The sequence below is a fragment of the Vibrio sp. V01_P9A10T6 genome (genome assembly GCF_963877065.1).
In the GTDB taxonomy this organism is placed as follows: Bacteria; Pseudomonadota; Gammaproteobacteria; order Enterobacterales; family Vibrionaceae; genus Vibrio; species Vibrio anguillarum.
The window spans coordinates 1-13,338 of sequence record NZ_CAWNTB010000147.1 but is presented as its reverse complement, the minus strand read 5'-3'; the positions used below and the strand labels follow the sequence as shown (position 1 = coordinate 13,338).

The following is a 13,338-nucleotide window of genomic DNA, read 5'->3' as shown; positions in this document are numbered from 1 at the left end:
AACAAAAATTCTATCTCATTGAATATATTATATTAATCTAGATGATTAGGTGGTAAATCCCATTGCAACATGATTTTTCACCAACAACTTGACCTTTTGCACCATAAGCTATAGGTTGTGAAGTCAGTGAAAATTAAAATAATCATTTTTGTTAAAATTTAAATTGAGAATGAACGCATAATTACCCACTTAAAACAACAAAAATAGAATAGTTAGTCATTTACTGTCTGGATGACAGAGAAGCAAAGGGAGAATTGCAATGGCTCTATATGATCCAAGTTTAGAGAAAGACAACTGTGGATTTGGTTTGATCGCCCACATGGAAGGCCAAACCAGCCATAAATTAGTCAGAACCGCGATTTCAGCATTAGATCGCATGACCCACCGTGGCGGCATCGCAGCCGATGGTAAAACCGGTGATGGCTGTGGTCTATTACTACAAAAACCAGATAGTTACCTACGACTCATCGCTGAAGAAAAAGGTTGGAAGCTCGCCAAACAGTATGCGATTGGTATGATTTTCTTCAGCCAAGATCCGGTCAAAGCGCAATCAGCGCGCGATATTATCAACAAAGAACTGGCGCAAGAAACACTCACAGTGACAGGTTGGCGAACCGTACCAACGAACCAAGCTGTACTTGGCCCTATTGCTGCCGAATCCGTGCCTGATATTCAACAAGTCTTTGTTAGTGCTCCCGCTGGTTGGCGTGAACGAGACATTGAACGACGCCTTTACATTGCTCGCCGTCGCATTGAAAAACAGATCACCGAAGATCGTGATTTCTATATTTGCTCACTATCGACTCAAGTCATTGTTTACAAAGGCTTGTGCATGCCTGCAGACCTACCGCGCTTTTATCTTGACCTAGCTGATCTACGGATGGAATCAGCCATTTGCTTGTTCCACCAGCGCTTTTCAACCAATACTCAGCCACGTTGGCCATTGGCACAGCCGTTCCGCTACTTAGCGCATAATGGTGAAATCAATACTATCGAAGGGAACCGTCAATGGGCGCGAGCACGGGCTTACAAATTTGCCTCTCCCCTACTACCGGATCTGCAAACCGCCGCGCCATTTGTCAATGAAACAGGTTCCGATTCATCAAGCTTAGACAACATGCTCGATCTGTTTTTAGCAGGGGGAATGGATATTTTCCGTGCCATGCGTATGTTAGTGCCGCCGGCGTGGCAAAATCACCCTGATATGGACCCAGACCTTCGTGCCTTTTACGACTTTAACTCAAAACACATGGAGCCATGGGATGGCCCAGCTGGCATTGTGTTATCGGATGGCCGTTATGCTGCTTGTAACCTTGATCGTAATGGCCTTCGCCCTGCGCGTTATGTGATCACCAAAGATAAACTCATCACCCTCGCCTCTGAAGTCGGAATTTGGGATTACGCGCCCGATGAAGTGGCTGAAAAAGGCCGCGTTGGACCCGGTGAACTGCTGGTGATCGACACCCGCCATGGGAAGTTGTGGCAATCTAGTGAAATTGATAACGATCTCAAAAGCCGCCACCCTTATGGCGAGTGGATGAAAAATAACGTCCACCGATTAACGCCATTTTCTGAACTCAGTGACGACTTGGTGGGCGAGCGCAGCTTTGACAATGACGAGCTAAAAACCTATCAAAAACAGTTTGCAATGAGCAACGAAGAGATTGATCAAGTACTGCGCGTACTGGGAGATGTAGGCCAAGAAGCGGTGGGATCAATGGGTGATGATACGCCGATGGCGGTGCTCTCTTCGAAAGAGCGCTTGGTTACCGATTATTTCCGCCAAAAATTTGCCCAAGTTACGAACCCGCCTATCGATCCACTACGTGAAAAGCACGTGATGTCACTGGCCACCAGCATCGGCCAAGAGATGAACGTGTTCTGTGAAACCGATGGTCACGCTTATCGTGTTACTTTTGATTCACCTATCTTGCTCTATTCCGACATGCAACAGCTATTGGAGCTCAGCGACAAACACTATCGCAATACCATTTTAGACATCAATTACGATCCACAGCATAAGGATCTCAAGCAAGCTTTGCTCGAACTTTGCCAACAAGCAGAGGAGGCTGTACGCCAAGGATCGGTATTGATCGTACTATCTGACCGCGCTTTGCATAAGGATAAACTGCCGATCCCAGCGGCAATGGCCGTGGGCGCAGTACACACTCGCTTAGTCGAAGCCAATTTACGCTGCGATGCAAACATCATTATCGAAACCGCCACCGCACGTGACCCTCATCAATTTGCAGTCTTAATCGGCTTTGGCGCAACCGCCGTCTACCCTTACTTGGCCTACGAAACGCTCGGCAAAATGATTGATGATGGCACGTTGGAAAAAAGCTATCGCGAGGTGATGCAAAACTACCGTTACGGTATCGACAAAGGTTTATTGAAAATCATGTCGAAAATGGGCATTTCAACCGTTGCCTCTTATCGCTGCTCGCAGCTGTTTGAAGCGGTTGGCCTACATAGCGACGTAGTTCAGTTGTGTTTTAAAGGCGTCACCACGCGTATTCAAGGTGCTAACTTCGAAGACTTCCAACAAGATCTATTTAATTTAGCGCGCAAAGCGTGGACCAAACGTAAAACGCTCGAACAAGGTGGCTTATTAAAATACGTGCATGGTGGTGAATACCATGCCTATAACCCAGATGTGGTTGGTACCTTACAAGCCGCAGTTAAATCAGGTGAAAGCGCCGATTACCAAAGCTTTGCCCAGCAGGTCAACGCACGCCCCGTCGCGATGCTACGCGATTTACTGCGCTTAAAAAAATCAGCGACACCGCTACCACTGGAAAAAATTGAACCCAGTACGGAGCTATTTAAACGTTTTGATTCTGCGGCGATGTCGATTGGCGCCTTAAGCCCAGAAGCCCATGAAGCGTTAGCGACCGCAATGAACCGCTTAGGTGGCTACTCCAACTCTGGTGAAGGTGGAGAAGATCCACGCCGTTTTGGCACTGAACGTAACTCCCGTATTAAGCAGGTCGCATCAGGGCGTTTTGGCGTGACTCCGCATTACCTCACCAATGCTGACGTACTGCAAATTAAAGTGGCGCAAGGAGCAAAGCCGGGTGAAGGTGGCCAACTTCCCGGCCATAAAGTGACCGCGGAAATTGCCAAGTTGCGCTACTCAGTGCAAGGCGTGACCTTAATTTCACCACCACCACACCATGATATTTATTCAATTGAAGATTTAGCCCAGCTGATTTTCGATCTCAAACAAGTTAACCCAAAAGCGCTGATATCGGTCAAATTGGTTTCAGAGCCGGGCGTTGGCACCATTGCCACTGGCGTTGCCAAAGCCTACGCCGACCTTATCACCATTTCCGGCTATGACGGCGGTACAGCGGCTAGTCCACTCACCTCGGTAAAATACGCGGGTAGCCCTTGGGAACTCGGCCTTGCTGAAACCCAACAAGCGTTAGTCGCAAACGGCCTGCGCCACAAAATTCGACTTCAAGTTGACGGTGGTCTAAAAACAGGACTAGACGTGATTAAAGGCGCGATTTTAGGTGCCGAAAGCTTCGGTTTTGGCACAGCTCCTATGGTCGCGATGGGCTGTAAATTCTTACGGATTTGCCACCTTAATAACTGTGCGACGGGCGTAGCAACGCAAGATGAAACGCTGCGTAAAGAGTATTTCAAAGGCTTACCTGAGATGGTGATGAACTATTTCATCGGTCTTGCCGACGAGGTCCGTGGTTACTTGGCACAGTTGGGCGTTGAAAAGCTCACCGATCTGATTGGCCGCACCGATTTACTAGAAGTACTTGAAGGGATGACCGCTAAGCAAAGCAAATTGGACTTATCCGGTTTATTGGAAGCGCCAGTATCGGCTCAGGGTCATCCGCTTTACTGGACTCAACCCAATACACCGTTTGATAAAGGACAACTTAACCAACAATTTGTCGATGACGCTTTAGCGGCAGTTGAAGCACAACAATCGATCAGCTTGTATTACAACGTACAAAATACTGATCGCTCGCTCGGTGCTCGCCTATCTGGTGAAATCGCCAAACGTTATGGTAACCAAGGCGTGGCCGCCTCGCCGATTAAAATTTATCTCGATGGCACAGCAGGTCAGTCATTTGGTGTATGGAACGCAGGTGGTGTTGAGCTTTACCTTACTGGTGATGCCAATGACTATGTTGGTAAAGGGATGGCAGGCGGAAAGCTGGTCATCAAACCCCACCTTGGCACCGCTTTTAACTGCAACGACGCTACGATCATCGGCAACACCTGTTTATATGGCGCAACGGGCGGCAAGCTGTTTGCGGCTGGCAAAGCGGGAGAGCGTTTTGGTGTGCGTAACTCTGGCACTATCACGGTTATCGAAGGCGCTGGTGATAACGCTTGCGAATACATGACCGGCGGAATCGTCGCCATTTTGGGCGCAACAGGCGTTAACTTTGGCGCGGGTATGACGGGCGGCTTTGCTTACGTGATGGATGAAAACGGTGATTTCCAAGGTCGAGTCAACAGTGAATCAGTAGAGGCTATTTCATTGCAAGATCTCTACATTCACCAAGAACATTTACGTGGTTTAATTGCCGAGCATTTGGAAGAGACGGGGTCGGTGCATGCTGAACAGATCTTAGCGAACTTTGATGAATGGATTCCAAAGTTCTATCTCATCAAACCCCAAGCGGCGGATCTGCAAACCCTACTCGGCCATCAAAGCCGCAGTGCCGCCGAACTTCGCGTTCAAGCGCAATAATTGGAAGGAGCCAGATGAATGAGCCAGAACGTATACCAATTTATTGATGTGAATCGAGTTGATCCGGCAAAAAAGCCGCTCACTATTCGCAAAATCGAGTTCGTCGAAATTTACGAACCCTTTACTAAACAGCAAGCGACTGCTCAAGCGGATCGCTGCTTAGATTGCGGCAACCCTTACTGCGAATGGAAATGCCCAGTACACAACTACATTCCGCAATGGCTAAAACTGGCCAACGAAGGGCGCATTATTGAAGCCGCTGAACTCTCGCACCAAACCAACAGCTTGCCCGAAGTGTGTGGGCGAGTCTGCCCACAAGATCGCCTCTGTGAAGGTTCTTGTACCCTAAACAATGACTTTGGTGCGGTCACCATAGGTAACATCGAAAAATACATTAACGACAAAGCGTTTGAGATGGGCTGGAAACCAGACATGTCACACGTGGAGTGGACGGATAAGAAAGTAGCGATCATTGGTGCAGGCCCAGCAGGCCTAGCCGCAGCCGATATTTTAGTGCGCAACGGGGTGAAGCCTGTGGTGTTTGATCGCTATCCTGAAATTGGTGGTTTGCTAACCTTTGGTATTCCCTCTTTCAAACTTGAAAAAGGCGTAATGGAAAACCGCCGCCGCATTTTCAGTGAGATGGGCGTCGAATTTCAGCTCAACATCGAAGTAGGTAAAGACATCACACTGCAGACGCTGCTTAATGAATATGATGCGGTTTTTCTCGGTGTAGGGACTTACCAAAACATGCGCGCAGGGCTAGAAAATGAAGAGGCAAACGGTGTTTACGATGCTCTACCCTTCTTAGTATCAAATACTTATAAAGTGATGGGTTTGGAATCGCCCCAACCATTTATTGATATGGCGGGCAAAAAAGTCGTGGTACTTGGAGGCGGAGACACTGCGATGGATTGCGTGCGTACTTCCATTCGCCAGCATGCCGCCAAAGTGATTTGTGCCTACCGACGCGATGAAGAGAACATGCCGGGTTCACGCCGAGAAGTGAAAAATGCCAAAGAAGAAGGCGTAGAATTTATGTTCAACCTGCAACCGCTCGCCATTGAGGTCAATGAACAAGGCCAAGTGAGTGGCGTTAAAGTGGTGCAAACCGCTTTAGGGGAGCCTGACACTGCTGGGCGTCGCAAGCCCGAGCCAGTTGCGGGCAGCGAACATGTGTTGGCAGCCGACGCCGTCATTATGGCGTTTGGTTTTCAGCCACATGCCATGCCATGGCTTGAGCCATTCGGCGTTGAACTTGATCAATGGGGACGCATTAAGGCCGCGTCGCAGCAATCGTTCCAGTACCAAACCAGTAATGAAAAAATTTTTGCTGGTGGGGATGCCGTGCGCGGCTCCGATCTGGTCGTCACGGCCATTGACGAAGGGCGCAAAGCCGCAGAAGGAATACTTGACTACTTAGGCCTTTAAGCCTTAACTGCTTAATATCCTTGAAGGATTCATGGTAACGTGAATCCTTTTTTCTTAGGCCATTTTCCTTCAACCATCGACACTGCAGCTTGCTTGTATTTTGGCGATTGGTAATGAGGATTCATTTGATAAGGACTATCATGCGCGTAGTACTAAGTTTACTGATGTTTGCCACACTAACCGCTTGCAGCCAAGGAGTGACAACTATGACCGATCGCACTGCGACCCCTTGCGGAAATAAACCGAATTGCGTTTCAACTCAAGATGAGCGTAACGCGTTCTCGCTCTCTCCCTTTATCCTCAAAACAGGCGTCTCTTTAGATAAAATTGAAGCGGTTGCGCTTTCTATTCCTCGCTCGAAAACGGCGGTGAAAGAGGACAATTATCTCCGCATTGAATGCACCAGTCGTATTTGGCGATTTGTGGATGATCTTGAACTTAAGATAGAGAATGGGCGTTTAATCGTACGATCTGAATCGCGCATTGGTTATTCAGATATGGGCGTCAATCGTAAGCGAGCAGAAACACTGCGAGAAAACCTCACCAAAGCAGGCTTGATTGAATAATTGCTCAATATCGCACTGGCGGAAAGTTTCGTGCTAAACTTCGGCCAATTTTGCTATACCCAAACAACTTGGAGTTGCAGGTAGGCGGCAAGTGAGTGAGTCCCCATGAGCGTAGGCAAACTATGTGATTGGGGTGAGCGAACGTAGCCAAACACCACTGCGGCTTCAAGTAGGAAGGGGATATTCACCAGATATTTACTATTAACCGAATATTTACTACTAACCGAATAAGAGAAACCTCATGAAAATCGGCATTATTGGCGCGATGGAGCAAGAAGTCGCGATATTAAAAAACGCAATCGACAATGTTCAAGAAGTCAGCAAAGCGGGCTGCACCTATTTTTCAGGTCAAATCCATGGGGTGGATGTGGTGCTGCTACAATCTGGCATTGGTAAAGTCGCTGCAGCCATTGGCACCACTCTTTTACTTAATGAATACCAACCAGATGTAGTGATTAACACCGGTTCTGCAGGTGGTTTTGATTCAAGCTTAACCATGGGTGATGTAGTCATTTCAAGCGAAGTTCGTCACCATGATGCCGATGTAACAGCATTTGGCTATGAAATGGGGCAAATGGCAGGTCAACCAGCCGCTTTCAAAGCGGATGATGCATTGATCCGCGTTGCAGAACAAGCACTCACACACATCAAAGATAAGCACGCGGTACGCGGCCTGATTTGTACCGGGGATGCTTTCGTTTGTACCGCTGAGCGTCAAAGCTTTATTCGCCAACACTTCCCAACCGTGATTGCAGTTGAAATGGAAGCTTCAGCAATTGCACAAACTTGCCACCAATTCAAAGTGCCTTTTGTGGTCGTTCGCGCCATTTCAGATGTAGCCGATAAAGCGTCTCCGATGTCCTTTGATGAATTTTTACCGCTTGCCGCACAAAGCTCATCAGAAATGGTGATTAAGATGGTCGAACTGCTTAAGTAAGCAGTGACAGACTCAACATGGACGAGTTAATCACCTACTTGTATGCCAACGGTACGCTCCTCGTTATGTGGGGAGCGGTTGCCTTTCATCTTATTTTACCCATCCCACGTAACGCTCATCCCGTCACTTTGTGGCGAAAATTTGCGGAAATATTAGCGGATAAAGTCAATACCAGTAGCAGTTATTCACAAAGCCTACTTTCCGGCACACTGGCTTGGCTATTGATGTGCCTACCCGCATGGGTCACCTTAGTCGCGTTAAAACCTTTGGTATGGCAACCTCAACTATTTGATTTAGCGCTACTATTACTCGCATTTGATTGGCGTAGCCAAGAATTATTAGCCAATCAGCTTATCGGCGCACTCAGCAAAGAAGACAAAAAATACGCTCGCAGCGTGCTTGCCCCTTTTGTGAATCGTGAAACCGATAGCTTGTCAGCGCTGGGGTTAGGTAAGGCGGGGGCTGAAACCGTCATTGTTGGCTATGGGCGCAACGTGATTGCAGTGCTATTTTGGTACGCCTGTCTTGGCGGTATTGGCGCGTTGATGTACCGTCTCATCGCTGAACTCGCCAGAGCTTGGGCGCCTTCGCGAGCGGCGTTTCATCCTTTTGGTATTCCATCGGTACGCTTGCTGGCTGTGCTTGACTTTGTGCCACTGCGCCTATTTAGCCTATTGATTATCATTGGTCGCAACGCATCAAACACCTTCTCAGCCATGTTACAACAAAGCCGCTTATGGCCACTCCCGGGGCCTGCATGGTTGTTAACCGCCGTCGGCAATAAACTATCACTGGCCTTAGGTGGCCCAGCTATCTACGGTGATAAAAAAGCCCTGCGCGTAAAAATAGGCGGACGTATCGCCCCATCAGCCTTCCACCTTGCGCAAATCCAAAAACTGCTAGCTTGGCGTATTTTCGCGTGGATAGCATTAGAGAGCGTGATACTGCTGCTCGTCCATCAAGGATTTTAGATGCGTTTACTGTTTCTCAATATTGTCGTCACGCTGTGCGTAGCTTTTCCAGTTCAAGCGCAAGTTAAACGCATCATTAGCTTAGCCCCTCATGCCACGGAATTGGCCTTTTCGGCTGGCCTTGGTGATAAATTGGTGGCCGTCAGCGAGTACAGTGACTACCCAGCACAAGCACTCAAACTAGAAAAAGTGGCCAATTACCAAGGGTTGAATATAGAACGCATTCTTACCCTAAAACCGGATTTAGTGATTGCTTGGCCTGCAGGTAATCCGGCGAAGGAGCTCGATAAATTAGAGCAGTTAGGACTGACGATTTATACGACAAAAACTCAAAAACTCGATGACATTGCCAATAATATTGAAGCACTTAGCCAATTTGCCGATGATCCGAGTATCGGCCAGCAAGCGGCGCGTGATTTTCGTCAATCACTCATCACTCTGAAACAGAGTTATGGCAGCCAAAGTAAAGTTCGTTATTTCTATCAACTCAGTGAAAAACCGATCATCACACTGGCCAAAGGCAGTTGGCCCAGTGAGGTCTTTGAATTTTGTGGCGGCGAAAATATTTTTGCCAACAGCGCATCCCCCTACCCTCAAGTTGGGATTGAGCAAGTACTGCTGGCTAAACCTGATGTAATTTTCACCTCTGAACATGCGATAAAAAATGGCACGATGTGGCAAAAGTGGCAACAGCAACTACCCGCTGTACAAAACGGGTTTGTGTGGGCACTGACCTCAGATTGGTTAAATCGACCAACGCCCAGAACACTGCAAGCGATAGAAGAAGTGTGTGAGTACTTTTCCGTCGTTCGCCAAAAACGCTAACGCTTGCGTAATAAAATCTCGTACAATTCCTGCCCGAATTTTGTTCCATTAACGACTAAAGAGAACCCAGTAACATGGACTCCATGCTGCTCTATCTTATTGACTTATTTGGTACGGCTATCTTTGCCATTTCTGGCGTATTATTAGCTGGTCGATTAAAAATGGACCCGTTTGGCGTGGTCGTGCTTGCGAGCGTTACTGCAATTGGCGGTGGAACAATTCGTGATATGGCATTGGGTGCGACGCCAGTTTTCTGGATAAAAGACACCACTTACCTTTGGGTCATTTTCATCACTTGTTTACTCACCATGCTGCTGGTTCGCAGGCCTAAACGCGTTGCTTGGTGGATCTTACCCGTTTGTGATGCAATCGGTTTAGCGGTGTTTGTTGGCATTGGTGTTGAAAAGGCGATGAACTATCAAGACTCGGCCATGGTTGCGGTAATCATGGGCGTTATCACGGGCTGTGGCGGCGGTATTATTCGTGATGTACTGGCCCGTGAAATTCCAATGGTGCTACGCAGCGAAGTCTATGCTACAGCTTGTATCATCGGCGGTCTGTTTCATACCACAGCACTAGCGATGGGCTACGATAGCTCAAGCGCCTTTCTGGCCGGAGTCGCCTCAACCTTAATCATTCGACTTGGCGCGATCCGCTGGCACTTATCACTGCCCACTTTTGCACTGAATAAATAAAGCCGATCTCATCAAAACCACAAACAGTAACATGTACAGACGCTATGGGTTATGGTCGCTTTGCGATAAGATGAGCTAATCTATTCCTCATCGTCATTAATTATGTTGCTAGAAGGTATCGAAACTTTGCTGGTGCTGAGCAAAGAAAAAACCATGGGGCGTACGGGCAGCCTACTCTACATTAGCCAGTCCGCCGTTAGTAAGCGGATTGCTAATTTAGAAAAAAGGGTCGGTAAAAAGCTGATTGAGCCTGATGGCCGACAGATTAAATTAACCACAGATGCACAGGCCTTGGTTGAAACTATTGGCCCAAGCTTTAGTGAGTTATGCGGTTTAATTTTCGATCAGCAATCTTTTACGGATGCCACACTGATCAGGATAGACTGCTCAGAAACGTTAGTCGCTGGCTATATTAATACCACCATGGGGCAGTACCTCAAGCACGATAAGTTCATCACCATCACCACGAACCATACGCCGAGGATTGTTCAGCACGTTCAATCAGGCAAAGCGACATTAGGATTTTGCGCAGGCTACTTACCCGTTAATCATGGGCTAATGACGTTTCATCTGGTAGATGAACCCTTTTACATTGTCAGCCAAACACCCTTATTTTCGTTACCTAAACAGCTCGTTACCAATGATTTATCCAACCCAGCGAACGCCTATCAAGTCGATATATTGGCGAAACTCGCCATCACGCCGCAGATGGAAATGGATTCGTATACGGCCGCAGCGCAATTGGCATTAGGAGGCATGACGCCTGCTTTAGTACCACTTTCAGTGATTAAAGCGCTGAACATTGAACCTCGCTATTACTTTGATTTTGATGAACTGCAACCTTTGGTTCGACCTGTTCATCTCTGTCTGCGCAGCAATAGTTATCGCTCGCCAAGGGTCAAAAGATTGATAACAACCATTGCTGATGCTGTTGCCAAAGAAGTTTTACTGCCATCAACATCGACATCACAATAACTAATGGGCGGATCCATTTCTGCCCTTTAGTCACCACTATCTTTGCGCCCATTCTCGCCCCTAAAAAACCACCAACGGCCATCACCAGCCCTATCTTCCAAATCGGCAAGCCAGCAATAACAAAAAAAAGCAGCGCAGCAATGTTTGAAGTGAAGTTGAGAACCTTGGTTCTTGCAGTCGCTTCAATCAACGAAAAATGACCTAACACGACAAAACAGACCGTAAAAATAGACCCTGTGCCCGGACCGAAAAAACCATCATAAAAGCCGATACCAAAACCGACCGTAAAAGCAAAAGCCGTTTCAGACAATGGAGCAGGCCCATTGTGGGTTTTCGTCGCGGGTGCAAGTAGAAAATAGAGTGAAATGCCGATCAGCAACAGCGGGATTAAGCTGGTCAACAAACTGGCATCCATATGCTGCACAAGTTCAGCCCCACACGCAGCGCCGATAAAAGTACAAGCTATCGCCAACTTCATCTCTTTTAGGTTCACAATGCCATTGCGTACAAAATACCAAGTGGCGGAGAAACTGCCAAATGAGCTTTGCAGCTTATTGGTAGCCAGCGCTTGAGTCGGTGGCACGCCTACTGCCAGCAAAGCCGGCAAAGTAAGCAAACCGCCACCGCCAGCCATCGCATCAATGAACCCTGCAATCCCTGCAACCAAAAACAACAGGCCTAATACTTCCAGTGAAAGTTCCATTTCTTATCAACGCATTGAACAATAAAAACCAACAATAGCACCACTTAAAAGGTGAAAAAAGCGAAAGCCAAGACAACAACCCATTCCCATTTTTCATCAATTAAAAAGCTATCCTCTAAGCCAAATCTCTTCTTCATTGGTAAAACGATTCAATTCGGCCGAAAAAAAGCCCGCTTAATTCAGCGGGCAATGAGGTTGTCATGTAGGTCTTAGACCTACTGATTTATTATTTTTTAACGCTTATGCTAAGTGTGCTTTCACTTGCGCGTGTAACTCTTGCACTGACGTAACTGATGACTTCGCATCGGCCGTATGAGACATACAGGTTGCAAAGGCAGCATTCAGTGTTGTGGTGTAGTTGACTTTTTGTGCTAATGCTCCACGACGAAGAACTTTAGAATCTTCAATCGCTTGACGCCCCTCGGCTGTATTAATGATGTAGGTGTATTCATTATTCTTAATACGGTCAAGAATATGAGGGCGACCTTCATGCACTTTATTCACCAAACGTGGGTTAATACCGGCTTCACCTAAAATTACAGCTGTACCGTGGGTAGCATCAAGCTGATAACCTAATTTCACCAGTTTCGACGCTAAATCAACCACACGCTGTTTATCACCTTCACGTACAGAGAGCAGAGCTCGGCCGCCTTCAGGATAAACATTACCGCAACCTAATTCCGCTTTTGCATAAGCTTCAGCAAACGTTGCACCCACACCCATCACTTCACCCGTTGAACGCATTTCAGGGCCAAGCAGTGGGTCAACACCAGGGAATTTATTAAATGGCAGAACCACTTCTTTCACTGAGTAGTAAGGAGGAATGATCTCTTTAGTAAAGCCTTGTGACTCTAGAGACTGCCCTGCCATCACGCGCGCGGCAATTTTGGCAAGCGGTGCGCCCGTTGCTTTTGACACAAACGGTACAGTACGAGCGGCACGAGGGTTAACTTCAATCAGGTAAACTTGATTATCTTTAACCGCAAACTGCGTGTTCATCAAACCACGAACGCCTAATTCAAACGCCAGCTTCTCAACTTGTTCACGCATCACATCTTGGATTTCTTGGCTTAACGTGTAAGCCGGTAGAGAGCAAGCTGAGTCACCAGAGTGAACACCCGCTTGTTCGATGTGCTCCATGATGCCGCCAATGACGACACGCTCACCATCACAAATCGCATCGATATCGACTTCAATCGCATCATCAAGGAAGCGATCAAGCAGTACTGGGGATTCGTTAGACACACTGACCGCTTCGTTAAAGTAACGACGCAGATCTTGTTCGTCATAGACGATTTCCATCGCGCGGCCACCAAGAACGTAAGACGGGCGTACCACCAGCGGGAAGCCGATGTCTTTCGATTTTTCAATCGCCTGTTCCATTGTGGTCACTGTTGCGTTTTCTGGCTGCAGCAGACCTAAACGATCAACCGCTTGCTGGAAACGCTCACGATCTTCGGCGCGGTCAATCGCATCTGGGCTAGTACCAATGATAGGCACTCCAGCGGCTTC

General features: G+C 47.6%; 10 protein-coding genes. 8 read left to right on the top strand and 2 right to left on the bottom strand.

Going from position 1 to position 13,338, the window contains the following annotated elements; genetic code table 11:
- Window positions 1-259: 259 nt before the first annotated feature.
- From gltB to AACQ21_RS09035, 8 genes are all read left to right on the top strand, one after another.
- The gene (gene gltB / locus AACQ21_RS09070) at window positions 260-4,723 is read left to right on the top strand and encodes a glutamate synthase large subunit (protein WP_105976431.1); all 4,464 of its coding nucleotides are present in this window, start codon (window positions 260-262) and stop codon (window positions 4,721-4,723) included.
- Window positions 4,724-4,741: 18 nt separating this feature from the next.
- Window positions 4,742-6,154: an FAD-dependent oxidoreductase gene (locus tag AACQ21_RS09065; RefSeq protein WP_026029144.1), complete on the top strand. Its 1,413-nt coding sequence runs from the start codon at window positions 4,742-4,744 to the stop codon at window positions 6,152-6,154.
- A 140-nt stretch (window positions 6,155-6,294) separates the two neighbouring features.
- Window positions 6,295-6,720, top strand: coding sequence for a DUF1499 domain-containing protein (locus AACQ21_RS09060; protein WP_081244961.1), 426 nt, complete (start codon window positions 6,295-6,297; stop codon window positions 6,718-6,720).
- A gap of 241 nt (window positions 6,721-6,961) precedes the next feature.
- Window positions 6,962-7,657 (top strand): 5'-methylthioadenosine/S-adenosylhomocysteine nucleosidase, encoded by a 696-nt coding sequence (gene mtnN / locus AACQ21_RS09055; RefSeq protein ID WP_094165097.1) that lies wholly within the window; start codon window positions 6,962-6,964, stop codon window positions 7,655-7,657.
- A gap of 17 nt (window positions 7,658-7,674) precedes the next feature.
- Entirely contained in the window at window positions 7,675-8,628 is a 954-nt protein-coding gene (locus AACQ21_RS09050) for a cobalamin biosynthesis family protein (protein ID WP_017050448.1), read from the top strand.
- Window positions 8,629-9,453, top strand: a complete 825-nt coding sequence (gene btuF, locus AACQ21_RS09045; RefSeq protein ID WP_105976430.1) for a vitamin B12 ABC transporter substrate-binding protein BtuF — start codon at window positions 8,629-8,631, stop codon at window positions 9,451-9,453. It abuts the gene before it with no gap.
- 74 nt (window positions 9,454-9,527) lie between these two features.
- Window positions 9,528-10,148, top strand: coding sequence for a TRIC cation channel family protein (locus AACQ21_RS09040; RefSeq protein ID WP_013856095.1), 621 nt, complete (start codon window positions 9,528-9,530; stop codon window positions 10,146-10,148).
- Between the two features lie 102 nt (window positions 10,149-10,250).
- Window positions 10,251-11,123, top strand: coding sequence for a LysR family transcriptional regulator (locus AACQ21_RS09035; protein ID WP_105976429.1), 873 nt, complete (start codon window positions 10,251-10,253; stop codon window positions 11,121-11,123).
- Here AACQ21_RS09035 and AACQ21_RS09030 read toward each other — a convergent pair.
- Together AACQ21_RS09030 and AACQ21_RS09025 are read right to left on the bottom strand one after the other, a co-directional pair.
- Complete coding sequence (locus tag AACQ21_RS09030) at window positions 11,047-11,826, bottom strand: TSUP family transporter (RefSeq protein ID WP_094125845.1); 780 nt, start codon at window positions 11,824-11,826, stop codon at window positions 11,047-11,049. The two genes, AACQ21_RS09035 and AACQ21_RS09030, sit on opposite strands and share 77 nt — an antisense overlap.
- A 240-nt stretch (window positions 11,827-12,066) precedes the next feature.
- A partial coding sequence (locus AACQ21_RS09025) for an ATP-binding protein (RefSeq protein ID WP_146127515.1) occupies window positions 12,067-13,338 on the bottom strand: 1,272 nt, incomplete at its 5' end.